Origin of the sequence: Vibrio porteresiae DSM 19223 (assembly GCF_024347055.1) — a bacterium.
GTDB lineage: Bacteria > Pseudomonadota > Gammaproteobacteria > Enterobacterales > Vibrionaceae > Vibrio > Vibrio porteresiae.
This window is the reverse complement of record NZ_AP024896.1, coordinates 27,360-53,339: the sequence shown is the minus strand read 5'-3', so window position 1 is coordinate 53,339 and position 25,980 is coordinate 27,360. Positions and strand designations below refer to the sequence as shown.

Annotated in this window: 22 protein-coding genes; 12 read left to right on the top strand and 10 right to left on the bottom strand. The window is 43.1% G+C overall.

Annotated features, from left to right (window positions below):
- Nucleotides 1–15: 15 nt before the first annotated feature.
- From OCV11_RS16835 to uxuA, 3 genes are all read left to right on the top strand, one after another.
- Nucleotides 16–978: a TRAP transporter substrate-binding protein gene (locus OCV11_RS16835; RefSeq protein ID WP_261897186.1), complete on the top strand. Its 963-nt coding sequence runs from the start codon at nt 16–18 to the stop codon at nt 976–978.
- A gap of 102 nt (nt 979–1,080) precedes the next feature.
- On the top strand, nt 1,081–2,577 hold the full coding sequence (locus OCV11_RS16830) for a mannitol dehydrogenase family protein (RefSeq protein WP_261897185.1): 1,497 nt from the start codon (nt 1,081–1,083) through the stop codon (nt 2,575–2,577).
- A gap of 13 nt (nt 2,578–2,590) precedes the next feature.
- On the top strand, nt 2,591–3,646 hold the full coding sequence (gene uxuA / locus OCV11_RS16825; protein WP_261897184.1) for a mannonate dehydratase: 1,056 nt from the start codon (nt 2,591–2,593) through the stop codon (nt 3,644–3,646).
- A 146-nt stretch (nt 3,647–3,792) separates the two neighbouring features.
- On the opposite strand, the gene OCV11_RS16820 is transcribed toward uxuA, so the two are convergent.
- Nucleotides 3,793–4,515, bottom strand: a complete 723-nt coding sequence (locus OCV11_RS16820) for a sulfite exporter TauE/SafE family protein (protein WP_261897183.1) — start codon at nt 4,513–4,515, stop codon at nt 3,793–3,795.
- A gap of 1,178 nt (nt 4,516–5,693) precedes the next feature.
- Here OCV11_RS16820 and OCV11_RS16815 point away from each other — a divergent pair.
- The 5 genes from OCV11_RS16815 to OCV11_RS16795 all read left to right on the top strand — a co-directional run bounded on the left by OCV11_RS16815 (nt 5,694) and on the right by OCV11_RS16795 (nt 11,823).
- On the top strand, nt 5,694–6,434 hold the full coding sequence (locus OCV11_RS16815; RefSeq protein ID WP_261897182.1) for an SDR family oxidoreductase: 741 nt from the start codon (nt 5,694–5,696) through the stop codon (nt 6,432–6,434).
- Nucleotides 6,435–6,445: 11 nt separating this feature from the next.
- Nucleotides 6,446–7,657, top strand: a complete 1,212-nt coding sequence (locus OCV11_RS16810; RefSeq protein ID WP_261897181.1) for an acetyl-CoA C-acetyltransferase — start codon at nt 6,446–6,448, stop codon at nt 7,655–7,657.
- 33 nt (nt 7,658–7,690) lie between these two features.
- Nucleotides 7,691–8,044, top strand: coding sequence for a phasin family protein (locus tag OCV11_RS16805; RefSeq protein WP_261897180.1), 354 nt, complete (start codon nt 7,691–7,693; stop codon nt 8,042–8,044).
- Nucleotides 8,045–8,107: 63 nt separating this feature from the next.
- Entirely contained in the window at nt 8,108–9,889 is a 1,782-nt protein-coding gene (gene phaC / locus OCV11_RS16800) for a class I poly(R)-hydroxyalkanoic acid synthase (RefSeq protein WP_261897179.1), read from the top strand.
- 260 nt (nt 9,890–10,149) lie between these two features.
- A complete protein-coding gene (locus tag OCV11_RS16795) occupies nt 10,150–11,823 on the top strand; it encodes a carboxylesterase family protein (protein ID WP_261897178.1) in 1,674 nt (557 codons plus the stop codon).
- Nucleotides 11,824–12,045: 222 nt separating this feature from the next.
- Here OCV11_RS16795 and ade read toward each other — a convergent pair whose 3' ends face one another.
- The 5 genes from ade to OCV11_RS16770 form a co-directional block, all read right to left on the bottom strand.
- Nucleotides 12,046–13,833 (bottom strand): adenine deaminase, encoded by a 1,788-nt coding sequence (gene ade, locus OCV11_RS16790; protein WP_261897177.1) that lies wholly within the window; start codon nt 13,831–13,833, stop codon nt 12,046–12,048.
- 5 nt (nt 13,834–13,838) lie between these two features.
- Nucleotides 13,839–15,170, bottom strand: coding sequence for an NCS2 family permease (locus OCV11_RS16785; RefSeq protein ID WP_261897176.1), 1,332 nt, complete (start codon nt 15,168–15,170; stop codon nt 13,839–13,841).
- Nucleotides 15,171–15,178: 8 nt separating this feature from the next.
- Nucleotides 15,179–16,417, bottom strand: a complete 1,239-nt coding sequence (locus OCV11_RS16780) for a M20 family metallo-hydrolase (protein WP_261897175.1) — start codon at nt 16,415–16,417, stop codon at nt 15,179–15,181.
- A 704-nt stretch (nt 16,418–17,121) separates the two neighbouring features.
- Complete coding sequence (locus OCV11_RS16775; RefSeq protein WP_261897174.1) at nt 17,122–17,802, bottom strand: SIR2 family NAD-dependent protein deacylase; 681 nt, start codon at nt 17,800–17,802, stop codon at nt 17,122–17,124.
- Between the two features lie 2 nt (nt 17,803–17,804).
- A complete protein-coding gene (locus tag OCV11_RS16770) occupies nt 17,805–18,248 on the bottom strand; it encodes a hypothetical protein (RefSeq protein ID WP_261897173.1) in 444 nt (147 codons plus the stop codon).
- Between the two features lie 617 nt (nt 18,249–18,865).
- Here OCV11_RS16770 and OCV11_RS16765 point away from each other — a divergent pair.
- Together OCV11_RS16765 and OCV11_RS16760 are read left to right on the top strand one after the other, a co-directional pair.
- Nucleotides 18,866–19,849, top strand: a complete 984-nt coding sequence (locus OCV11_RS16765; RefSeq protein WP_261897172.1) for a helix-turn-helix transcriptional regulator — start codon at nt 18,866–18,868, stop codon at nt 19,847–19,849.
- Nucleotides 19,850–19,853: 4 nt separating this feature from the next.
- Nucleotides 19,854–20,474, top strand: coding sequence for a hypothetical protein (locus OCV11_RS16760; RefSeq protein ID WP_261897171.1), 621 nt, complete (start codon nt 19,854–19,856; stop codon nt 20,472–20,474).
- An 87-nt stretch (nt 20,475–20,561) separates the two neighbouring features.
- Here the strand turns inward: OCV11_RS16760 and OCV11_RS16755 are convergent.
- A protein-coding gene (locus OCV11_RS16755) for an IS3 family transposase (protein ID WP_373332800.1) occupies nt 20,562–21,673 on the bottom strand; the annotation gives its coding sequence in 2 pieces (ribosomal slippage) (nt 20,562–21,412 and nt 21,412–21,673; 1,113 coding nt in all).
- A gap of 458 nt (nt 21,674–22,131) precedes the next feature.
- On the opposite strand from OCV11_RS16755, the gene OCV11_RS24995 reads away from it, so the two are divergent.
- On the top strand, nt 22,132–22,506 hold the full coding sequence (locus tag OCV11_RS24995) for a cyclic-phosphate processing receiver domain-containing protein (RefSeq protein ID WP_315972768.1): 375 nt from the start codon (nt 22,132–22,134) through the stop codon (nt 22,504–22,506).
- A gap of 9 nt (nt 22,507–22,515) precedes the next feature.
- A complete protein-coding gene (locus OCV11_RS16750; protein WP_261897170.1) occupies nt 22,516–22,797 on the top strand; it encodes a hypothetical protein in 282 nt (93 codons plus the stop codon).
- A 317-nt stretch (nt 22,798–23,114) separates the two neighbouring features.
- On the opposite strand, the gene OCV11_RS16745 is transcribed toward OCV11_RS16750, so the two are convergent.
- The 3 genes from OCV11_RS16745 to OCV11_RS16735 are packed head-to-tail and all read right to left on the bottom strand — an operon-like array spanning nt 23,115 to nt 25,930.
- Complete coding sequence (locus OCV11_RS16745; RefSeq protein ID WP_261897169.1) at nt 23,115–23,876, bottom strand: ABC transporter ATP-binding protein; 762 nt, start codon at nt 23,874–23,876, stop codon at nt 23,115–23,117.
- Nucleotides 23,873–24,901 (bottom strand): FecCD family ABC transporter permease, encoded by a 1,029-nt coding sequence (locus OCV11_RS16740; protein WP_261897168.1) that lies wholly within the window; start codon nt 24,899–24,901, stop codon nt 23,873–23,875. Before OCV11_RS16740 ends, OCV11_RS16745 begins: the two co-directional genes overlap by 4 nt.
- Nucleotides 24,902–24,910: 9 nt before the next feature.
- Entirely contained in the window at nt 24,911–25,930 is a 1,020-nt protein-coding gene (locus OCV11_RS16735) for an ABC transporter substrate-binding protein (RefSeq protein WP_261897167.1), read from the bottom strand.
- Nucleotides 25,931–25,980 lie beyond the last annotated feature (50 nt).

The window sequence follows — 25,980 nt, the reverse complement described above, 5'->3', positions numbered from 1 at the left end:
TAACAGGACCCTACTATGAAACGACTGAATCAATTCCTTCTTACCTGTGCAGCCTCTGCGGTCATGACCATGAATGTCCAAGCCGCGACATTGAAACTCGCTCATGAGCTGCCTACAGAACACCCTGTGCATGCCTCTCTGACTTGGTTTGCTGAGCAAGTGTCACAACGTGCACATGTGCGAGTCAAAGTCTATCCGAACGGCACATTGGGTAACGAAACCGGCCTTCTGCAAATGGTACAAAACGGCACTATCGCCTTTACTAAAGTCAGTGCCGCTCCGCTGACCTCATTTGCACCAGACTACAAACTGCTTTCGCTACCTTATCTGTACAAAAGTGATACCCAATACCATCAAGTACTTGACGGTCCAATTGGTGAAAAAATTCTCGCATCATCAAAAGATTCGGGCTTTATTGGTCTCGCATTTTTGGATGCCGGTTCGCGTAGCTTTTACACCTCAAAACCGATTCGTACTCCGGATGATCTAAAAGGTCTAAAAATTCGCGTACAAAACTCTTCCGTCTCTATCGATACCATCAAAGCGCTCGGTGGAACCCCCGTGCCGCTACCTTATGGTGAACTCTACTCAGCAATGCAACAAGGTGTGGTTGATGGCGCAGAAAATAACATCCCTTCTTATTACTCTTCTCGCCACTACGAAGTAGAGAAAGTGTACTCCTACGATAAACACACTATGGTGCCAGACGTACTTGTTGTATCCACCAGCGTGTGGGATTCCTTGACCGATGAACAACGTAAAATCATTCGTGAAGTGGCCAAAGAAACCGTGAAACAGCAGGAAACCAACTGGAACAACTACGTTGAAAAATCCAAAAAAGCGCTGACAGAAAACCACATTACCTTTGTGCAAAGCGATATCAGTAAATTTCAAGCAGCAGTGAAACCGGTCTACGACAAGTTCCGCCAAGAAAACCCTGATCTCGTCGGTATGCTTGATGATATTCAAGCCCAATAAATGAAGTGAGTGGGCACTTACTGTAAGTATCTGCCCACTTTAAATTACTCTCGATGCTGCCAACAATCAGCACCATCACCTTAAATGATTGAGCATTTTATTATGAAATTATCTTTATCTTCTCTCTCTCATGCTAATGCAGCACACCGTCCCACTCCTTCTGAGCTCTCTGCTAAAGTAGGTATCGTCCATTTAGGCTATGGCGCATTTCATCGTGCTCACCAAGCTTTGATCACCGATACCTACATGAAAGAAAAAGGGGGAAACTGGAAGATTGTTGGGGTTACTTGGGGCAACAGCGAATTACAAGACAATATGGCAGAGCAAGACAACCTCTACTCTGTTGGTGTGGGATATAATGATCAGCTCGACATTCACGTTGTTGGCGCAGTAGAAACCATTCTGACTAGCCGCGAAATCGATAAGATTTTTGCCTATCTTCGCGATCCAGCAGTAAAAATTGTGTCACTAACCGTGACGGAAAAAGGCTATTGCCACCATCCAGCCACAGGGGATTTAGACCTAGAACACCCCTTTATCAAACACGATTTAGAAGACCCATCTCATCCAAAATCTGCGATTGGATTTTTGGTAGAAGGGTTAAACTACCGTCGCCTGCATGGTATTCGTCCTTTTACTCCGCTGACTTGCGACAACTTACCTGAGAATGGCCATGTACTCGAAAAAGTAGTTTTGCAGTTTGCCAAAGCCCGTGATGCAGAGCTTTATCAATGGATCAAAGACAACATCCAATTTCCTTGCACTATGGTTGACCGCATTGTGCCACGCACCACTGCGCAAGACATTGATCGTGTCTCTGAAGCACTTGGTGTACGCGATGACGCCTGTGTCGTAACCGAACCCTTCCTACAATGGGTCGTTGAGGACAAGTTCGTTAATGAACGACCTTTGTGGGAAACCACCTCGATTGCCAATATTCAAGTCACTGATGACGTTCTACCTTTCGAAGAGATGAAACTGAGACTGCTTAATGGTACTCACTCATCAATGGCGTATTTGGGTTACCTCTCTGGTTATCGTACCATCGCCGAAACCATTGCTGACCCGCAATTTAAGACCTTTATCCGCAGCATGATGGACAACGAAATCACCCCATCGGTCCACATTCAAGGTGTTGATCTCAATGACTACAAAAATCAATTAATTGAACGTTACGAAAACCGCGCCCTAAAACACCTAACATGGCAAATTGCGATGGATGGTTCACAAAAAGTACCGCAACGTTTTCTGCAAACCATGCGTTATGGATTAGAGCACAATATCGAACTTTCAGGTCTGTATTTGGCTCTAGCAGGCTGGATTCGTTATGTCAGCGGGATTGATGAACAGAACCAAGCCATTGATGTGCAAGACCCATTGAAAGAAACCTTCGCTCAAGTCTGGGAACAGCACCAAGCCAACCCAGAACAATTGGTTACCGCTTTTGTGGCCATCAACAAAGTGTTCGACCCATTCTTTACTCAGCATCCTGAATTCACTCAAAAGCTCACTGCAGCACTAAAACAGATCCTGAGCATAGGCGCAAAACAATCTGTCTATCAGTGGGTTAAACAACACCAATCGCTTGCAACTCACTAACGAGGAGCTGAATATGCATATGACATTTCGCTGGTATGGCGAAGGAAATGACAAAGTCACTCTAGGACACATTAAACAGATCCCAGGAGTTGAGGGCATCGTTTGGTCTCTGCACGATATGCCCGCAGGTGAGTTATGGAGTGAAGAGCGTATCAGCAAAGAAAAAGCGCTTATCGAAGCGGCCGGATTTAACATCGATGTGGTTGAAAGCGTTAACGTGCATGAAGACATCAAGCTGGGTCTACCCAGCCGAGATATGTACATCGATAACTACAAAGAGACGTTGCGTCGCTTAGCCAAAGCTGGGGTTAAGGTCGTCTGCTATAACTTCATGCCAGTCTTTGACTGGACACGCACCGAGTTGTTTCACCCATTACCAGATGGTTCCAATGCGCTGTTTTTTGAAAAAAGCCGTATTGAGAATATCGACCCGTTAGAGCTGATTGATACGTTATCACATAATGTCGATGTCACTATGCCGGGCTGGGAACCAGAGCGTTTAGCCAAGCTCAAACAGACCTTTAAGCAATACGAAAACTTTACTGCGGAAGATCTGTGGTCCAACCTTCGCTACTTCCTTGAACAAGTGATTCCGGTGTGTGAAGAGGTGGGGATCAAAATGGGCATTCACCCTGACGATCCGGCTTTCCCGATCTTTGGTTTGCCGCGCATCATCACAAATAAAGAAAACATCGGCCGCTTTTTAAAACTGGTCGACAGTCCATTTAACGGCTTAAGCCTTTGTACTGGATCATTAGGCTCAGCCAATAACGATCTGCCTGACATCATCGATACCTTTGCTGATCGAATTCACTTTATCCACATTCGTAATGTGAAACGATTTGAAAATGGCGACTTTATCGAAACCTCACATCGCGCCTGCGATGGCTCAGTCGATACCGTGCAAGTGATCAAAACACTGCATAAACATCACTTTCAAGGCTATGTTCGTCCAGACCACGGCCGGCATATTTGGGGAGAAGAGCAATGGGCAAGGCCAGGTTATGGTCTCTATGATAGAGCCTTAGGCATCATGTATATCTTAGGGGTATGGGACAGCCTACAGTAAATACCGAGTTACTCTTTATGCCCCGATATAATAATTTAGCTTACCTCGAAACCCTTAGGGGCAAAGCCAGTCGTGATGACTGGCTTTTTTTATGATTTGGTTTTTTGGTTTCACTCTAATGGCGTTCGATTAAACCAAGATGGTTGCTACATCAATCCTTTAACTAAAGCCGTAAACCCACTTAGAAAGCACAGAAACAACGCATAACGGCGAATGGTTTCTTTAGGCCACTTTTGCGTGAACTTGATTGCCAAGAAATAGCCGAGCAGTACCGCAGGCATCAAAGGCAAAGAGATCACAATATGATGCCAAGTGAAAAAGCCAGCAACTCCCTGCACTATCAATGACATGATCGAACTGAACACAAAGAAAGCCGCTAAATTGCCGCGCAAGTTATTCGCCTCTTGATGTTGCAGTAACAGCGCCATCGGTGGCCCACCAATCGCGCTGCTGGTACCGAAAAAGCCGGAAAAGAACCCCGCAATCGCCATACGTCGAGGTGTCGGTTCAAGACGAAAAGGTAATAAGCTCACTAACACTGCAAGCAATACCAATAAACCCAACCACAGTTCTAACACCTTTACCGAGACCCAAGTGAGTAGCACCCCACCCGCCATAGAGCCAGGAACGCGGCCCAGAAGTGCCATCTTGAGTCCACCAATCGATATACTGCTGCGCAGCTTAAGCGCATTTAAGATCGATAACACCAAAGCGCTTAATGTGACGGGGGCAGGCACGTAGTCCGGTGATAACGTAAACAACAATGGTGCAGCAACCACCGCAAGACCAAACCCAATGGCCGTTTGAACAAACGAGCCGATAAAAATGAGCAGCACAGAGAGCAAAGTGGAACTACTGAGATAATCCATATCATTAGCCTTGAAACATTAGAGACATTGTCACGTAAGAGAAGCAATATCACATTTGAGTATATAAGATTTGGCATTAGCAGAAGCGTCATCCCTTGCCAGATAAGGACTTCTATCAAATCAAACACTTAATAATTAAATTAAAAAAAGTGTTTTTTAACACTTTCAGCATGATGAAATCGTATTCATAGGAACGAATTTTATCATGTTTTTCTCGGATAACTCACTGCTTTTGTTTACTTTTTATCCACACAGTCAAATTACTTCATCGTATACGTCATTAATTAAAACTAGTTGCATATTTAAGCACTGCCTTGCTTGCACCTTTTTACCTTTATTGTTGCGCATATGTTAATTAATTTAGTTATTATTCCAAATTCAACTAACACAAATCATAACTCTCTAATATAAAGGTATATAAATAAAGCGGGTAGCTTATATTTAATATTATGCAAGGTAAATTAATGAAAAAAATTTTCGACTATTAATATAAAATAACCTGCTATTTATTTAAATAAAACTCATCACTCTTTAACGAATGAAATTCGCAATAATTACAAATTAATATTTCTATAAATAATTATCTCATAAATAAGACAAGCATCAAACTAGGTAATAGTGTTTTTATTCTATTTTGATATATCATTTGTTAAATAAATGTATACAATTTCGATATACTCCCACATCTAATGATAAATCACATATTATTACCAAATGAAATATCGATTTATTTACCATAAGAATTAAGTCTAATGAAAATACCACCCCGTTTATCACACATAGAAAAAAACCAAAAAAAACAAAGTAAAAACAACCAATTAAAAAATCAATTCTATTTTTAACTGATATTTTTTTTTTGGCGAAATTCCTAGTATTTTTTTTTGGCAAAACTTGAAAAAGTAGGAAATCCCTTTCATAGTTCTTTGAGTGCGATCAAGATTTAAAACTAAAAACAATTTTTGGTATTAAACTTTTCACATGTGTGTTTTAGCTTAAAAACGCAAAAAAATAAGATGACTTTAAAAGAGTCAACTGTCTTAAATATGTAAATAAGTTGAATGTAAGATATTAAGAGCGTTATCCTAGTTTCTTAAATTGATGGGCAAAGGGTTTTGACCATTGAGTCGATGTCGAACTGGGATAATAGCGAATACCGTGCACTTTGAATGGAGTCTTTTATGAAAAAGGTCGCTTTGATTACAGGGGCAACTGGCGGAATTGGATCTGCCATTACAAAAAAATTGATCAATGACGGTTACAAAGTTGTTGCTACATATATCCAGCAAATGTACGACCACTCTGTCGAATGGGTAAAAGAAAACGGTTTTTCCGACGATCAGATTCGTCTACTTGAACTTGATGTTACCAAGGGTGACGAATGTCAGGAAAAACTCACCAAACTTCTTGCTGAAGAGGGTGGCATTGAAGTGTTAGTCAACACGGCGGGTATCACCCGTGATGCGGTATTTAAAAAAATGACCGCTGATGATTGGCATGCTGTTATTGATACCAACTTGAATAGCGTATTTAACGTTACTCACCCTATTTTCCCAGCCATGCTTGAACAAGGTCATGGTCGTATCGTCAACATTACCTCTGTAAACGGCATCAAAGGTCAATTTGGTCAAACTAACTACTCTGCAGCCAAAGCAGGGATGATTGGTTTCACCAAGGCTCTAGCTCTAGAAGGTGCAAAAGCAGGCGTAACTGTGAACGCAGTGGCACCTGGATACACGGCAACTCCAATGGTTGCCAAAATGCGTGAAGAGGTTCTTGAGTCAATCAAAGCTCAAATTCCAATGAGACGCCTTGCTACTCCTGAAGACATTGCAAACGCAGTTGCTTACTTGGTTAGTGATTCTGGTTCATACATCACTGGTGAAACCTTGTCGGTTAACGGCGGCTTATACATGCACTAGAGGGATGTTGGATGGAAAAAGTATTTATTGTCGCAGCTAAACGTACTGCCCTAGGTTCTTTTGGTGGCTCACTAAAAGATGTGCCTGCTGGTGAATTGGGTGCAGTCGCGATCAAAGCTGCAGTAGAAGCTGCTGGAATCGACGTTAATCATATTGATGAAGTCATTATGGGTAACGTTGTTGGTGCAGGCCAAGGTATGAACGTTGGTCGTCAAGCTTCGATTAAAGCTGGTATTCCATTTTCAGTCCCAGCCTACAGCATCAATATGGTCTGTGGCAGTGGTATGAAAGCTGTGATGGATGGTATGTCTCACATCCGCAGTGGTGATGCAAAGGTTATTGTCGCTGGCGGTGTTGAAGTGATGTCTGCTATTCCTTATGCCATTTCAGGAAGTATTCGTAACGGTCATAAGATGGGTCATACCCAAATGACTGATTTGATGATTAATGATGGTCTTACCGATGTGTTTAACCAATATCACATGGGCGTGACCGCAGAGAATGTAGCGAAAGAAGTCGGTATTTCTCGCGAAGAACAAGATCAGTTTGCTGCTGCAAGTCAAAACAAAGCAGTAGCCGCAGTTGAATCTGGACGTTTTAAAGATGAAATCGTCCCAGTAGAAATCAAAGTGCGTCGTGAAACTGTCTTGTTTGATACAGACGAATACCCAAAAGCCAATACCACTTCCGAAACATTGGCTCGTCTTCGTCCTGCATTCGATAAAGAAGGTACAGTTACCGCTGGTAATGCTTCAGGAATCAACGATGGCGCTAGCGTCGTCATCCTGGCTTCTGAACAAGCCGTTAAAGATTACCACTTAACTCCTCTGGTTGAGGTGGTTGCCTATGCTCAGGCGGGTGTTGACCCTAAAGTAATGGGGTTAGGTCCCGTTGGTGCAGTCACCAAAGCACTAGAAAAAGCTCAATTGAAGATTACAGATATTGATCTGTTCGAACTCAACGAAGCTTTTGCTGCTCAGGCGTTAGGTGTGGTGAAACAGCTCGCACAGATCCACAAAGTTCAACCTGGTGCCATCTTAGACAAAGCCAATGTCAACGGTGGTGCTATTGCTCTAGGTCACCCACTTGGGGCTTCCGGTAACCGTATTTTGGTGAGTTTGATTTATGAGATGCAAAAGCGCTCAGATCAATATGGTGTGGCTTCGCTCTGTGTCGGAGGAGGAATGGGCACAGCAGTAGTAGTCAAAGCAATTAAAAGTTAACGGACTATATCATTCACTATCAGGAGAATATCCATGTACACCGAATTTTTTAAAACTTTTACTGATCAAGCAGAAAAAGGCTTCGAACCATTTGTTAAATTCAACAAATTGATGGCTAAAAACGTTGAAACTCTTACTGAGATGCAACTAAACGCTATCAAAACTTATAGCGAAATGGGCCTAAGCCAAGTGAAAGCAGCCAGCGAAATCAAAGACGTTACTTCTCTGACTAAATTCAACAGCGAACAACTTGCTGTGTTCTCTGAACTGTCAAAACAGTTGATCGAAGACAGCAACAAGATCCAAGCTATCGCTAAAGAGTTCAAAGACGATTTTGATAAACTAACTACTGAAAATATCAAAACAGTAACTCCTGCTACTAAATAACAGTTCTCGACAGCACGCCGCCTCGGAAGAGGCGGCGTATTTTCCGATCACAGGAGTCTCACAATGTATCAAAACTTCTTTTCGGACTATCTTGTAAAACTTCAAGAAGCCAATGTGCATTGGTGGAGAAACTTCGAAGCGAACAAGGAAGTCCTCAGCTCACCAGTGAATAAAGCGCTGCGTGATGTGAATTTCGATGATACAACGAAACTGTTAGAACAAGCAGCGAATCAACCCCAAGCAATGCTCAAACTGCAAACCCAATGGTGGGAAAAACAGTTAGACATCTGGCAAAACGTCTTTCTCAATCCAACTCAAAAAGGTATGGTTGAAGCAGAAAAAGGCGACAAACGTTTTTCAGACGAAGCTTGGAATGCTGATGTTGTGTCTAGCTTTATTAAACAATCTTATCTGCTGTTTAGTAAGACTTATCTCGACACTATTGAATCAATTGACGGTCTTGATGACAAAACGAAAGAACGTTTGATGTTCTTTTCTCGTCAAACCATTAATGCCCTTTCTCCATCGAACTTCATCGCCACTAACCCTGAACTACGTAAGCTCACCATTGAACAAAATGGTGCCAACTTGCTCGCTGGGCTAGAACAGCTTAAAGAAGATGTGGAATCCAGTGCTGAAATCCTAAAAATTCGTATGACGAACAAAAAGGCTTTCCGTGTTGGTGAAGACATCGCAACCACGGCGGGTGATGTGGTATTTCGTAATGAATTGTTTGAACTGATTCAGTACAAACCTTTGACTGAAAAAGTCAATGCAACACCATTATTGATTGTTCCCCCTTACATCAATAAATTCTATATCCTTGATTTGAGAGCCAAAAACTCAATGGTGAAATGGCTTCTTGAACAAGGACACAGTGTTTTCATGATGTCTTGGCGCAACCCGGGTTATGCTCAACGCAATGTTGAGTTCGGTGATTACATCACTGAAGGTGTTGTAAAAGCGATTAGCGCAATTGAAGACATCACTGGTCAAGAAGAGATCAATGCAGCGGGCTATTGCATTGGTGGTACTGTACTTGCTTGTACTGTGGCCTATTTCGCTGCTAAACGCATGAAAAAACGCATCAAATCAGCAACGTTCTTCACGACATTATTGGACTTTGCTCAACCTGGTGATATTGGTGTTTACATCAATGATCCGATCATCAGTGCAGTTGAAATCCAAAACAATATGCGTGGTTATATGGACGGCAGGATGATGAACGTTACCTTCAGTCTGTTGCGTGAAAATTCCTTGTACTGGAACTACTACGTTGAACACTACCTGAAAGGTAACAACCCTGTTGATTTCGATCTGCTCTACTGGAACAGTGACGGAACTAACCTAAGCGCGCCAACCAGTAACTTTATGTTACGTGAGTTCTACTTGAACAATAAATTGGTTCAAGACAAAGGCGTGAAAGTCGGTGGTGTATGGATTGATTTGAGTAAAATCACCATCCCTACTTACTTCATATCAGCAAAAGAAGACCACATTGCACTTTGGGAAGGCACCTATAAAGGAACACTTAAAGTAGGTGGTAAACCAACCTTTATCCTAGGCGAGTCAGGTCATATTGCAGGTATTGTTAACCATCCAGACAAACATAAATATGGTTACTGGATAAATGATGAATTAACTGAAGATCCCCATGAATGGCTATCCAAAGCGTCACGCAGTGAAGGCTCTTGGTGGACACACTGGAATCAATGGTTAACTCAATTTAATCCAGCAGAAAAAATTGCTCCATATTCACAAGGGTCTGAGCAAAACCCTGTCATCACCGCCGCACCTGGTGACTATGTGAAAATTGTGCTTCCAGTCGATCAGTCAGAAGCATAACTCCGTATTGAGCGGCTCCTAGAGTCGCTCTCTTTTTTCACCGTCATTAGCTATCCCTGTGTGAGATCACATATTTTTCATCTCGTGATGTTTTGCAACTCGACCTTCTGTAAAAACATGAAGTGATTAACAGAAGCAGCCTTCAGCTCGCGGCACACTCTGCTCCACTAGTTTGGATTGTTACTTTAGAGTGTACTCTTTAGGCAAGACCCGTGGCGATTTCGATCGCCACGGGTTTTTTATTCCTTGAAGGTGAAAAAATGACGTGTTCTTCCTTAACTTCTACTTGGCTAAAAGCCGTTGCGACAGCGTCTCTATTGTGCGCTTCCAGTGCGGCTTTGGCAGTCAATTCACAAGTGCATTTAAATCAAGGCACGGTTATTGGCAAAGTCGATCATTCAGTTCAAAGCTGGTTGGGCGTGCCTTATGCGCAGGCGCCAATTGGCCATTTACGCTGGCAAATTGCCAAGCCATTACCGAGTGCGACAACCACCTTTCAAGCCGTAAAACAGGGTGCGATTTGCCCTCAAATGCAAAAAGATCAGGTCGTTGGTGATGAAGATTGTCTTAACTTAAACATCTACCGCCCCAACACAGATGAAACCTTACCAGTTCTGCTTTATATCCATGGCGGTAATAACCAAACGGGTAAAGCTGATGAGTTCAATCCAACCCAGCTCGCCTTGGCAACCAAATCCGTGGTGGTGACCGTCAATTATCGCCTTGGTGTTCTGGGCTTTAACCCTCTAAAAGCCATTAAAACGGCAGAACCACTGCAAGCGTCAGGTAACTTTGGCTTACTTGACCAAAGTGCCGCATTAGATTGGATCAAGCACAACATTCACCAGTTTGGCGGCGACAGTAACAACATCACGGTTTCAGGATTTTCAGCCGGTGGGCGCGATGTCATGGCAATGCTAATCTCACCTGTATTTAAAGACAAATTCCAACATGCGATTGTCTTTAGTGGTGGCATGACGACCGCACCGGTAAAAGAAAGTCAGACGGTATTTGCAAAAGCCTTCGCACCACTGGCAGTTGAAGATGGTCGCCAACCCGATTTAGCTGCTGCAGAAAAATGGCTCAAACAAGGGGATAGTGAAGTTAAAGCCTACCTGCAGTCGCTTAGCCCAACCAGACTCGCCAAGCTGATGCAAAACGCAGGGATTCGTATGAGCGTCTTCCCTCATCTGTATACCGATGGTACGGTTCTACCTAGTCAGGGCTTTGACAAAGCCACTTATAATCAAGTGCCTACCATGATGCTCACTGGAGCGAATGAGTTTTCCTTCTTTGCTCTGGGCGATCCAGAATTTGCCGCCACTGACTGGAATAATCAGCCACATAAAGCGATCGAATATGATTTTGTCTTTCGTTACGGTGGTCTACTTTATAGTGCGTTTAACGTGGAAGAGTCCGTCGATACCATGCTTAAGGCGAAATTTTCTGCCCCCATTTATGCTGGCAAAATCAACTACGGCTCAGCTCCAATCATTACTGGACCTGCCATGACGCGCATCGGGTCATTCCACGGCGTTTTCATTCCGTTATTAGACTCCAGCGTCAATATGCCCATGTTTGGCAATGCGTTTAAAACGGAAGGTGCGCAGCAGCTCGCTCACGATTTGGAAACACACATTGCTGCGTTTATTCGTCAGGGTAAACCGTCAAATGCGATTGATGTGGAATGGAAACCGTGGAATAAAACCACTGCCACCAACGGTGAGTCACTGTATGTTTTCGATGCGAATACGAAAAACAGCGTGCTGTATCGCACTGACCAAGCCTATCAAACGAAAGATATTATTGAGTTGATGGATCAGGATTATCGCCTGAGCGAGGAAGATAAGAGTAAGTTAATCCATTCCGTGTTAAACGGACGCTGGTTCAGTCAGCAACTTGATGAGCATTACCACTCACCTTCGCTTTGGTAAAAGGCATTCTTGTTAAATAACAACCGAGCAACCTGCCAGCGCTCTCTCTTTTCCCATCGTTTCATGGGAATCGATTGAGCGCTGGTATCTCCTTTACACTGTAAATCTGTCCATAGGTCAATTTCCAACTCGCTGTTTTCAAATCGGAATGTTCAAATAAGAATGTCCAACTCGAAGAAGTGACCTAGCATGGCAATTTAAAGAACCTCTACAGTTGCCGATTTAATCGATGAACAGCGGCACAAAACAGTGATTAGCGACATCAATTAGCCCTTTGTCAGACAGTTTCGCCTTCGGTATCACTGGCAGTGCCATGGTGGATATCCGCATCGTCGGGTTTGGCGCTTGAGTCAATCCTTGTTCACGCAGCACCGCTTTCATGTTTTCACTTTGCTCAGCCACTACATCACATGATTCCAAAGACATCAGTCCAGCAACAGGCAATGGAATATTGGCCGTGACTTGCTCTTTAGCACTACTTGCAATCCCGCCGTGCTGCTCAATCACTTGATGAATAGCGACTAACGCATTCGCTGGTGTATCAAAAATCGCCGTCAAGTTATGGCTATCGTGCGATACCGTAGAGGCTATCGCTCCTTCACGTAATCCAAACCCACTCACTACCGCTAAAGTGCGTTGCTCACTTAATCCATATCGATTTTGCACCACAGCAAACATGTGTCCTACTGGTAGCTGAAGCTGACCATCGATAACTTCAATATCCGTTGGCCGCCACTCAGTGAGCGAACCATTGGGTTTTAAGTAATGCATCACATTCACTTTCACCGTGCCATTGTGAATCGGAGCAACAATCGTCAGATCCGATTCACTCAACAGCGGTATCTTATCCACCGTATTGCATTGTTCCACTGGGCTAACTTTTGCGGCGAAAGAAGCGACGAGCTGATTGTGCTTCGCCACAATCTGTCCCTGACTGATCACCAGCGAAGGTTTAGGATCGGTCAGCGATTCCAGTAATTGCAAATCCGCTACATAACCGGGAGCAACCGCGCCCAGATTACGCACACCCAAATCGCGAGCCGTATGCAGCGTGGCACAGCGAATCGCTGTGATAGGGTCTAATCCTGCCTCAATAGCGGTTTTCACCACATAGTTCATATGACCGCTTTCAAGGATGTCGGACGCTTCACGGTCATCCGTACAAAGGCATAACAGGTCGTGATAGCGAAACTCTTTTACCGCCTCAACAATATCGCGCACGTTCTGGGAAGCCGAGCTTTCACGAGCATCAACATACATACCAAGACGCATTTTGTCTTTGGCCTCTTGACCACTACGGCTTTCATGATCGTTCGTCGGGCCACTGCATAAATAGGCATTGAGACGGCGACCAAACATGCCCGGTGCATGTCCTTGAATGTATTGATGCTGTTGGTTGGCCTGATTGAGGATGTCCACCATGCGCTGGTCGTTATTGAGCACACCATGAAAATCCATCACTTCACCAATACCAAAGATCCCCTCAGAGTGAGTAAGCTGCTGAATGTCTGTGGCATAGAAATCTGCGCCAGAGGACTCCATGCCCGGCAAAGCCGGCACACACGAAGGCGCTAACACATAGTAACGAATCGGCAGATCACTCACCGACTGCGCCATGTATTGCACCCCTTCAGCGCCCAGTACATTACCGATTTCATGTGGGTCAATAACCACAGTTGTCGTCCCCCATGGCAACACCGCCGCAGAGAAATGCCGTGGTGTCATCATGGTGCTTTCAATGTGCAAATGCGCGTCGATAAAACCGGGAATCAAATATTGGCCTTCTCCATCGATGATTTGTTTTGCCTGATACGTCAGCGTTTCTCGATGTAAATTTTCTGGATCGAAATCCACAAAGGCTATCATGCCATCGAAAATGCCCACCGCCCCAGGCGCAATTTCGCCAGTAAACAGATTCACGATACGGACATTCTCTACCAATAAATCGACTGCGATTTGCCCTTGTGCGGCTTGAATCAAAGCTTGAGGATGGTTTGGATTAATTCTCATCGGACTCACTTAATAGCAAAGAAATAGACCAGCGGAATCGCCAGCAAGTACAAACCAGGGTGAATATCTTTATAGCGACCAGACAACAGCTTCACGACGATATAAGACAAAATACCAAAGCTAATCCCGTTCGCGATGCTAGAGGTGTAAGCACAAAAAACAATCGTCGAGAACGCGGGCATTAATTCGGTTGGATCAGAAAAATCCAAGCGTTGCACACTGGTTAACATCATCAAGCCAATCATGATAAGGACAGGAGCCGTGGCAAAGCCGGGAATCATGGTGGCAATCGGCGTTAGAAACAGACAAATCAAGAAACAAAAACCGGTCACAATCGCCGTTAAACCAGTACGACCACCCGCTTCTACACCCGCAGCAGACTCAATGTACGACGTCAGCGTGGTTAAACCAAACAGCGAACCAACAACAGTGGCAACGGAATCCACCCAAAATGGTTTGTGAATATTGGGGAGGTTGCCATCTTTATCCAATAATCCAGCTTTATCGGAAACACCCAATAAAGTGCCTAACGTAGAGAAGAAGTCCCCTACAAAGAAGGTAAAGATAAAGGAGATATAACCAAACTGCAGTGCAGCACCGATATCAAGCTTTAGCGCAATAGGTGCAATTGATGGCGGCAGAGAAACAAAGTGGTCAGGTACATGAGTTAAGCCTAGCGGGATACCAATCGCAGTGATGATCACCATGGAATACAGCAAAGCGCCAGTCACCTTACGCGCCGTTAACCCCATCGTGATGGCAAGACCTACAACCGTGAGCAGCACTTTATAGTCGCTCATGCTACCCAAGGTAATCGAATGACCACTAAAGGCCATCAAACCACCACTTTTAAACCCCAACTGCGCGATATAGAGACCAATTGCCGCACCAATCGCAATCTTGACGTTAGTTGGCATCATGCGCACCACCAGCTCTCTTAGCCCCAGCAAAGTGAGCAGAACAAAGGTAATCCCGGAGACAAACACCATTCCCATGCCCGTCTGCCAATTCACAACACCATCAGCCACCAGCGTAAAAGCAAAGAAAGCGTTGCCACCCATTGCTGGAGCTAATGCAAACGGAAGATTAGTGAAATAGCCCATGGCAAAACAGGCAAGCGCGGAAAAAAGCGCAACGGCGGCGGTGACCGCCCCCACATCCATGCCAGCGGCTTTCATAAACATCGGATGAACAATCAAAATGTACGCCATCGCCATAAAAGTGGTGATGCCGGCGACAATTTCTGTTCTCACATTGGTTTTATTTTTGCCTAATTGAAAACGCTGATCCAAGCGTTCGCTTAACGTTAGCTTGCCGCTAAGTACTTGAGCAACCATAACAGTCCCTATTGGTATTGATAGTGATAAAAAAAGTCCAAGAGAACGGATGCCCCTTGTTCTAGAAAATGAAGTGGTGTGAATTCTTTAGGATTGTGACTGTAACCATCGATACTGGGCACAAACAGCATGGCCGTTGGTGCGACTTGGGCAAACACGCCCGCATCGTGGCCAGCTCCGCTATGAATATCCATGTGAGCAATATCGAGACGCCGACAGCTTTGGCGTAATTGTTCACGTAATGATTCATCCATGGTGACTGCGTCACCCATTCCCATGATGGTAAAAGAGGTTGTGATACCACTGGCGTGTTCTAACTGCTTTACGGTCTCTTTTACACCAGCAGAAAGACGTTCAATCGCCGCTTGGGACGTGTCGCGAATATCAATTTCTAATGCAGCAAAACCGGGAATCACATTGGCACGATTCGGTGAACATTCAATATGACCGCAAGTGATGGTAGCCGCCGCTGAACCATATTCAGTCAACATCGTCGGTACTTGATGAATAAATTGCGCGGCGGTCACTAACGCATCCGCCCGCTGATTCATCGGTGTTGCTCCAGCGTGATTGGCCTGCCCATGAAATTCAATGCGGATTCGTTGCAGAGCACTAATTGCGGTCACGATGCCAAGAGGAATACCTTGACGATCTAAGGTCGCAGCCTGTTCGATATGCAGTTCAATAAAACCCGCCATCGACTCAGAATGATAATAAGGCGTTTGCAGAGCATCGGGATCTAAGTGCGCCGCTTGGCACTGCTGATAGTAGTTTTGCCCTGCAGAATTGACGATATGCTTCAGCGCTTCGGGCGACAGTTGCCCAGTTAACGCCTTACTCCCGATGAGCGGGCTTTTAAATTCGCAGCCTTCTTCACCTTCTAAAGCAAGAATCTCGATCGGAAACGGCAGTAACGTCCCTTGCGCCAGCAGTTTATCAAGCGCATCCAAAGCGCAAGCAATACCTGCAACCCCATCGTATTTGCCAGCATTACGCACCGAATCAAAGTGCGAACCCAACACTAAAGGTGCAGTACATGAGGGATCACTTCCCGCTAGATAACCATGAACATTCCCTGCCCCATCCGTCCATACCGATAGGCCCATTTGTTCCATGACTTGGGTAATGTAATCACGCGCTTTTGCCGCCAATTCGGTAAGCGGAAAGCGAGTTACCCCATCTGTGGTTTCTGAAAAGCGAGCGAGATCGTCGATAAATCGCTCGATTGAAAATAGTCCGTTCGGCACAATCCCTGTCCTTGTATTTGCGATTAAGCAATCGTTTGCTTAATCGTTCGCGTAAGCACGGAATATGTTCCAACATAATAAGAGAAAACTCAAGAAACGTTTCTAAACACCGCTTGAGAAGGAGGTTCTATCAACCTCCATCTCATTGTTATTTCTTAAATAAATCAGTTCTCGAAGTGATCTTTCACCATGCGATCTAATAGGCGAACACCAAACCCTGTTGGTCCTTTGGGTTTGTGAAAGCCACTATTTCGCTAACACGATTAAGGAATAGAGTTTTATGAAACGGTTACCGAGTTAGTAGGGCGATCACCGTAACTTGTTTTTGGACAGAACCTTCTTAGAGTTTCGGTTTAATTTAGCGAACTACTGATTACTTAAAGTATGGATAAAAACTAAACATCCTAATGAAACTGTAGCAATCGAACCATATTATTAATAAACACTACACAAAAATATTTTTGATATCGTGAGTCATTGTGATTTTATTGATTGTCTTTATTTCTACTTAGTTTTAGTAACACACTCTCTACTCGTTTCTGTCTTTTTATCGCCGTTTCCCGCAGTTCATATAGGTCAATTAGACCTTTCTTTTCAGCTTCTTCAATTTTCTTTAAAAATTTATCTCTGCTTACTATAAACACCTCCGTGATATATACATTTACATACCATTAAAATATTGTTATTCCTTTTTCTTTGTTGAACTATAATATCCAGTTTTTACATATAGCGGGTACAATATTCGCTGCTTTCCCTCTGAGAAATTTGTACCCGTAAGGAATTTTTCCCTTAACATCTAGAGATACAAGAATCTTCTCAGCCTTATACGGAGCTTTTTTTAACAAACTAGCTGCTGGCAGAACTGTTAAAGAACTACCAATTGCAAGCACTTTATCAGCAGACTTAATGTGTCTTCGAGCTTCTTCTAAATGCAATACAGGCTCACCAAATAAAACAATATTAGGGCGTAGTTGACTATTTAATTCACAATGTTGACCTATGTGAATTGGCTTGTCCCACGCATACACAATAGAGCTGTCGATGCTGCTTTGGGCACGATTGAGCTGGCCATGTAAATGGATAACATTAGAACTACCGGCCCTCTCATGTAAATCATCAACATTTTGGGTCAGAATAATAACCTCATAGGTCGATTCAAGTTCTGCTAACGCAATATGAGCGAAATTGGGTTGAGCTTTCGCAGCAGCTAACCTGCGTTGATTATAAAATTTCAGGACAATTTCAGTGTTATGTTCGAGAGCGAATTTCGTCGCGACTTCTGCAACAGGATACTCATTCCACAAGCCATCATTATCTCTGAATGTTCTTATACCGCTCTCTGCGCTAATCCCTGCGCCGGTAAATACAACTATCTTTTTTTTCATAATCAGCTGTCACCTAAAGGTAGGTAATAATCCCAACCTATATCATCCAAGACACCAGAATCATTAAATTTTTCCTTATCATCCTCAGATCCAAACATCTCAACAACCTTGTATAAATCATAAGGTTCAGTGGAGGTTGCACTACTAATTTCAACTGAAGGATGTGTGTAAAAACCTTTATCAAGTTCAAAATAAAAACCATTAACTCTAAATCCATAAAGGTTTAAAGTTTGAAAAACACCATTCTTGCTAGCTTTTAAGTCATCTAGCATGTCGAAAAACTCCCAGAGCATGGTGTTAACTTCTTTTAATGAAAATGGGCCATAAGGCTTTTCATTTTGTACATATTCGGTACAACAATAATAAGTATCAAAAAAGCTACCACCATAACGATTATGCCAGGCTACTTTATTAACTACATTTTCAATCAATTCATTAACTTTCATAAACGTCAATCTCCTTAGGATTTCTGATAAAATATCATTGTGTTTTTTACTTATTAAATAATTTATGTCATTACCATAAAAAATTATGTGCCCATAATTTCTACTGTGGAAAAGAAAGAAGAATAGTGTTTATTTTCTTAACATAAATTTAGGTATTCTAATAACTCTAATGAAGTTGAAAACATATAACTATAATCGTCATTTCTTGTGAAGAATTCACCTATAGCAAATATAAAGAAAATCTCATACCAAATTTCTTCAATGTCGGCCGGAATTGCGTTTTTATTCATTCTTTGTGTAAAAACACCTTTAGATTTAAGTACTTTTAATACCCGTTGATGATCCCTATTAGAAACCATTCGATTCACAGGTTTCATCAATAATTCTAAAGCATCACGTAGTTCATCTTTATTCTCGCAAAATAGTTCTGGTTTCTTTGGATCTTGAACATAACGCCTTCCCCAATATTCTCTCCAGTGTCTCTTGTTCTTTCCTAGTCACAGTGCCTCTTTCATTTGTTTATCACCACTATGCAGTTCTATACGACATAGTCTGTCGCATACGAAATTAAAATAGCTTATAGTCACCTAACGCATTGGTATTATTGAGAATAAGAAATGGATAGCGGATTAAGAAAATTATCAATTCTGGCAAAATTACGTAGGAATACGAGAATCACCGCGACTCAGATTCAGCAAGCGTTACAGGATGAAGGTGACAACATTTCCCTGAGGACGGTGCAAAGGGATTTAATTGAACTTGCGGGTCGCTTCTCAGAGGTTTGCAGCGATGATAGTAAGCCCATTGGATGGTATATAAATAATAGTTCGCCAATTTCCTTACTTAACCTAGATTTAACGACATCGATTACTTTTGCAATGGCAGATCATCATCTTGCGGGATTGTTACCGCCAACAATGCATGATCGGTTAAAACCTTTCTTTCTAACTGCGAAACATTACTTGAAACACACAACCAATAATGTAGAGCGTTTATGGCCGAAGAAAATTGCCGTTCATGGAAAAGGCATGCCTCTGCATCCGTCACAGATTTCTGAGCATGTTATAAATACGATTTATACTGCTGTTTTAACCGAAAAGTGTGTAAAGCTGACCTACAGTTCACTAACAACCGGAAAAACTAACAACTTTATGTTCCATCCGTGCGGAATAGTCGTTAGAGGTGAACGCTCATACTTATTGGGGAAATATGATGGTTATGATGATATTAGGACATTGTATTTTAGTAGGATTGTAGATGCAGAAGCCTCAATAACACCTGCAATAATCGATCAGAATTTTTCAGTCAATACCTTTATAGATAATGGTGGTATGGGTGTTATTCGGAATGTATCTAAGTTAGAAATCAAACTTTGGATCACCGAGACGTTGAAACTGATTTTGGAAGAAACCCCATTATCCCACGACCAAAAATTCGAGCCTCTTGATGGGTATTTTAGTGTCATCGCAACCGTTGATGATTCAGATGAGTTAAGACATTGGATTTTATCTATGTGTAATCATGCAACCGTGATGGAACCTATGTCTTTAAGAGCCGAAATTAAAGCAACATTATTGGATTCAATTAGCTATTACGAGTAAGAAAATGACTAAATATGAAATAGAAAATGCAATAAAAAAATTTATTAACAGTGAGCGAGTAACAAAGGTCATCAAAACAATAAATAAAACCAATTGTAGTGGCTGGGAAGCATGGCTTCAAATTGAATTTGCTTACTTTCTTAGTAACGAAGCCAATTCTGAGAATGAATTTGAATGGTGGAGAGAATATAAAATACATACCGTCCAAGATGAAAAAAGTAACGAATCGAAATTTATCATTCCTGATTTTTGGATCTCAAACACTGACCATGGCAGCGAAGAAAATTCATATTTTCTTATTGAATTCAAACGTAGTAATAATGGAGATGTACTCAAATATATGAAGCTTGATATAGATAAATGGATAAAACACATCAAGGCAGATGATGTTCCAGAGTTAGAATGCCCTGGATATAAAACGGTTTATCATAATTCTGGCGTCTTCTTTGTCGGTATTGATTTAAATAAAAATGCAGATCCACTCAGTTATGACCATATTCATCTAGAAAAACTAGCACACAACGAAGAACTTAAAGAAAATGGACAATGTTTTACGGGTTTTTATTACAACTACTTCTTAGATCCTAAAGATATAAAAACGATGAATTATTCACCAAAAAATTAACCATAAATAAGTTAAATAGGCCACCAGTTATGCGATGCGACTAATTATGTCGCATCGCACTTTATTATCTGTGTAAACCTCCCCTAATTAGTTACACCCATAATTAGAGTTTTCAGCCTTTTCATGCTTCATTAAATATTCCCATGGTGTCAAATCATCCAGTGCACCATGAGGTCGTTCTTCGTTGTATTCTCTGAGCCAGTCCTCTGTTAACTCTCGAACTTCCGTTAGTGTTTTGAAGACGTACATATCTAAGATTTCAGTGCGGTATGTGCGATTAAATCGTTCAACGTACGAGTTCTGAGTCGGTTTCCCTGGCTGGATAAATTCCAACTGAACATCGTGCTCTTCTGCCCACGTTGCCAATGTTGTAGAGATAAATTCAGGGCCGTTATCCATTCGGAGTTTCTCTGGGTATCCTCGCCATGCAATGACCCGCTCAAGTACTCGAATCACTCGCTGAGCTGGTAGGCTGAGATCGACTTCGATGGCTAACGCTTCTCGATTAAAATCATCCACAATATTGAAGGTTCGGAACCGACGTCCGCATTGCAAGCTATCGCTCATAAAGTCGATAGACCAGCATTGATTCTCTGACAGCGGTACACTCAGCGGCTCAGGGTTACGGCTTGGTAGACGCTTTTTCCCTTTACGGCGTTTATTCAGTTTTAGCTCGCAGTAAATCCGATATATTCGCTTATGATTCCATGTATGACCCCACCGACGAAGGATCTTAAGTAACATACTGAAGCCATAGGCTGGATAGCGCTCAGCGGCCTTTTGTAGCTCACTAATAACCTCTTGGTCATCGTTCAATTTAGGCTGATATCGATAAACTGAGTCGCTGATGCCAACTGCGCGACAAGCAAGACGTAAACTGACTTTGTGCACTCGCCGTGCATAGTCAACAAATTCACGTCTAATCGCTGGCTTCACAGCTTTTTTTCGATGATATCTTTGAGAATACGGTGCTCTAGGCTCAGTTCTGCAAACATCGATTTAAGGCGACGGTTTTCATCTTCTAGCTCTTTTAAACGTTTGACGTCAGAGGCTTCCATACCCCCGTATTTAGACTTCCAGTTGTAGTAGGTTGCCTCTGATATGCCGTATTCACGGCAAACTTCCTTGATAAGACGACCACCTTCTACTTCTTTCAAAATCTTCACGATTTGTGTTTCGGTATAGCGTGATTTCTTCATAGCGAGTTCTCCCTGATTAAATCAGTTTATGCAGAAGAACTCTAAAATGGTATGCCACTATTTTAGGGGGTGATTACAACGCAACCTCAACCTAACTTTAATGAAATTGATGATAACTGTCACCAATTTGCAGAGGCTGTAGTCAACTATCTCTCTAAATCAAAAACGTTAAGTAACAGTGCAGCATCACTTGCTAGTGAACTCATTGAGTTTGAAGTTGATGGGTTTGTACCGACAGCCCAAGATGCAACTCCTTATGCTGAGTTTGTGGAAGCTAATCTCTTTCACAGCACAATCTTATATGCCGATGCTTCATTAGCCTTATGTAGAGTATCATCATCCGCATACCCGACATTTCGTTGTTTGTTATCGATTAAACAGACTGAATTGACTCATAGATTTATATCCTGCCCAACGGTATGGGAATCCGTTTTCCTAATTAAAGTGTTGGACCTTTTATAAAAATTTTTCTTGATGATTGCCGGCCAACTCCAAATGGTTGGGTTAGAACTTATACCCCTAAAGAAACAATCGAATTATTAAAATGCAATGAAGTAGAAGAACTAAGTCTGGATCACGATCTTGGCGATGATAATGGTATCGGTACTGGTTACGACGTCCTCCTTTGGATAGAAGAACGAGTATTGCTGCACCGATTTGTTCCACCCAGTTCGATAGTCGTGCATAGTTCCAATAGCTCGGCTGTAGAAAAAATGAATGCTGCAATTCGCAATATATATAAAATTAAAGCTGACATTGTAAATAATAAGAAAGATCTACCACATGTTGGAGTAAACCCTGATCGTGATGATATGTCGAATATTAATACGTAAAATGGCCTTATGGGGAAACTCAGTGCTGAAATTGTGTACTTATCAAAAAAAGGGAAAGACTACCATTTAAATGGGCAATTTTGGACAAAAGTTACGTGGTTAGATACGCGTTTAGGCGAGTCTTACATTAATCAAAATCAGGTTATTAAAATGTCACCACTTAAAGATGATTTCAAACCGAGATGGGTTAATGAGGACATAACTATCTCTCCTGATGCTAAAACAGCCTATTTAAATTATATCTTAAGAGCAAGAATATCTGACATTGACTCTGGAGTTACGTGGAAATAATAAGTTATTTTTACATTTACAATTAGCATCTAATAACATTCAAGATACCACTACAATCGAACGAAAACGGGTTACTTCTGTGTTGTTTATCATGAGCAAAAGTAAGTCAATAACTACCTTATTTAGTATGTAGATAGTTAAAAATCTAGGGCTAAATGGGAAAGGGGCAAAAATAGTTACCTCACATTTTGCTCCAAATGTCAGTCAGCTTGTTGATAGGCGTTTTCATGCTCAAGGCTGCTAATGAGCCTTCACACTCTCCAAAAAAATAAGGAAAGACACTGTCTTTCCTTATGAATTAAGTAAGTTACGGGCGATTATCGCCGCTGAAAGGCGATGTGCACATCGCCATCCTCTTGATGACAAATACTCGAACGCACGCCATAGACAGAGGCAATACGCTCCTCGGTTATCACCGCTAAGGGGTCACCGCTTGCCACCACTTTACCGTGATTGAGCAGCAACACATCTGAGCAATAATTGACGGCAAGGTTGAGATCATGCAGAGATACGACGACTGTCATCGGTAACGACTCAATTAACGCCATCAACTCTAATTGATATTGAATATCGAGATGGTTAGTGGGTTCATCGAGCAGCAAAATATCAGGCTGCTGCGCTAGTGCTCTGGCAATTTGGCAACGCTGCTGTAAACCACCAGACAATTGATGCCAATGGTAATGACGCAGCTGGGTTAATTGGGTTTGCTCCAAGGCCAACTCTACCGCTTGAGTATCTTGTTGCGACCAAGCAGAGAATAAGCCGCGATAGGGTGTTCGCCCCAAGCGAACTAACGCTTCAACAGTCAAATCCATATCCAACTGCGAGTGCTGCGCCACCAGCGCCACACGCGTCGCCATCTGCTGTTTCGACAGTCGATCAACGGGTTCACCACCCAATTTAAGCTGAGCATTTGCCTCTTTCTCTAGGCCAGCTAACGTACGCAGTAGTGTTGATTTGCCAGAACCATTAGGGCCAATCAAGGCTAACTTGCGCCCCGAATCCAATTGGAAGTTCACCTGATGCAAAATGGTTTTTCCCTCTCGGGAAATCGTCAGGTTTTGCCCATCAATTCTCATGCGGCTTTTCCTCGGCTGCGATACAAAATGAAAGCAAATACTGGAGAGCCCACCAATGCCGTCACCACGCCGATAGGCAACACTTGATGTGCCACTAAAGTGCGTGAAGCAATGTCAGCCAAAATCATAAACAGCGCCCCAATTAAGGCGGCAGCGGGCAGTAATTTAAGATGTTGATGACCCACCACAAAACGCGCGATATGAGGAATCACTAAACCAATGAAACCCACCGCACCTATGGTGCTGACCATCACAGCGGTAATTAATGCAGTGATCACCAGCAGTACCACTCGCAACAAAGTCACATGTGTACCTAGCGTGCGGGCAATATCTTCCCCTAAAGCTAAGGTATCGAGGCGGCGAGCGAACAGCAGAAGAAGTAAAAACGCAGGAATGACTATAATGAGAGCCATGAGAGCTTCTGGCCAACGCACACTGCTTAAGCTGCCTAGCAACCAAAACATCACGCTGCGCGACTGCTCAGCATTGGCTGACGTACTCACAAGATAAGCCGTTAATGCATTGAACAATTGCGTTCCTGCAATCCCCGCAAGGATAATTCGGCTTGGTTCAAATGAGAGTCCACGCGCGAGCAGCATGATCACCAAAAAGGAGGCACACGCGCCAATAAATGCGCCGCCGGAAACGGAGATAAGGCCGCCACCCACCCCAAGCAGCATCACTAATACTGCCCCCGTTGATGCGCCAGCGGAGATGCCCAACAGATATGGCTCGGCAAGTGAGTTACGCAGCAGCGCTTGTAAAATCACACCGCACAGAGCCAGCCCTGCCCCACTGCACGCCGCCATCAACGCACGGCTCATGCGATATTGCCAGATAATGCCCTGCTCAAGAGGAGATAAGGGATAATCAGTCAACCCTAACCCGTTGGTGATCGCCATCCAAGTATGTTCGAATGAGACAGGCACATCACCAATTCGTGCCGCTAACACCATGAGTAATAAGACACTGAGCAAGCCCAGTGTCATAAATACCGCAGTCAACGCTTTCGAGTGTACAGCCACAAACCACCCTTATTTTAATTGACCGATTTGCTGACCAATCTCTTCTACCGCTTCAACGTTACCCAGAGATGGATTAAGTGACATCGCAGGCACCACAATAATGTGGTTGTTTTTGATGGCTTTCATCTGCTTAGTGACTGGGTCGTTTTTCAAAAATTCGATTTTCTTTTCAATGTCATCAGCTGGGTATAGACGGCGATCCATCTTTGCTAACACAATGTAATCTGGATTATCGGCGGCGATCGTTTCCCAGCTCACCGCAGGCCATTCTTGGTTGGTATCCACCACATTCTTTAGACCCAACGCACTGGCTATCCAAGCTGGAGCACCAGAATTACCTGCAACCCAAGGGTCGCCTTTCAAACGAGAACTTGAGAACCAAAATACCACTTTGGCGTTTTGTGCACGCAGCGCCTTACTGTTTGCGGCAAGTTGCGCTTTTTCAATACGTTGAGCTAACTGCTGGTTAAGTTCTTTGCCGCGCTGCTCCACGTTAAAGATCTTCGCCATTTCAGTGACTTCTTGATAAATCAGATCCACGCTGTATGGCACACTGCGAGCACCATCCCCATTGGAACTGTCGGTGACACTTTTGCCGACACAATCACTTGGGGAAATCCAAGTATGCACACCGAGGTCTTCAAATTGACGACGTGTCGCCACTTCCCCTTGCGGGCCAACGTGATAGGTATATTGCGCAGCCACCAACTCTGGCATCTGTCCTACAACCGCTTCAAAACTTGGCGAGTTATCTGACAAACGTTTTAGAGTCGCTTCCTCTTTAGCATAAGCTTTTGGCAAGTGACCAAACCAAACGGAAGTTCCCACCACTTTGTCTTTCAGACCCAGTGCAAGCATCAGCTCAGTTTCATGTTGACCAATGGTCACCACGCGTTCTGGTGCATGTTGATAGGTGTTTTTCAGACCACAGTTATCAATGGTCAATGGATATTGAGTTGCCAAGGCTGAGCTGCTAAGCGCAAGACCCACCGCGGCACATAGAGTTGAGCTAAGTCGTTTATAAGTCATGATTGCCATTTTGTTATGTTATAACATTTCTAAAGTGCGCATATTTCCAT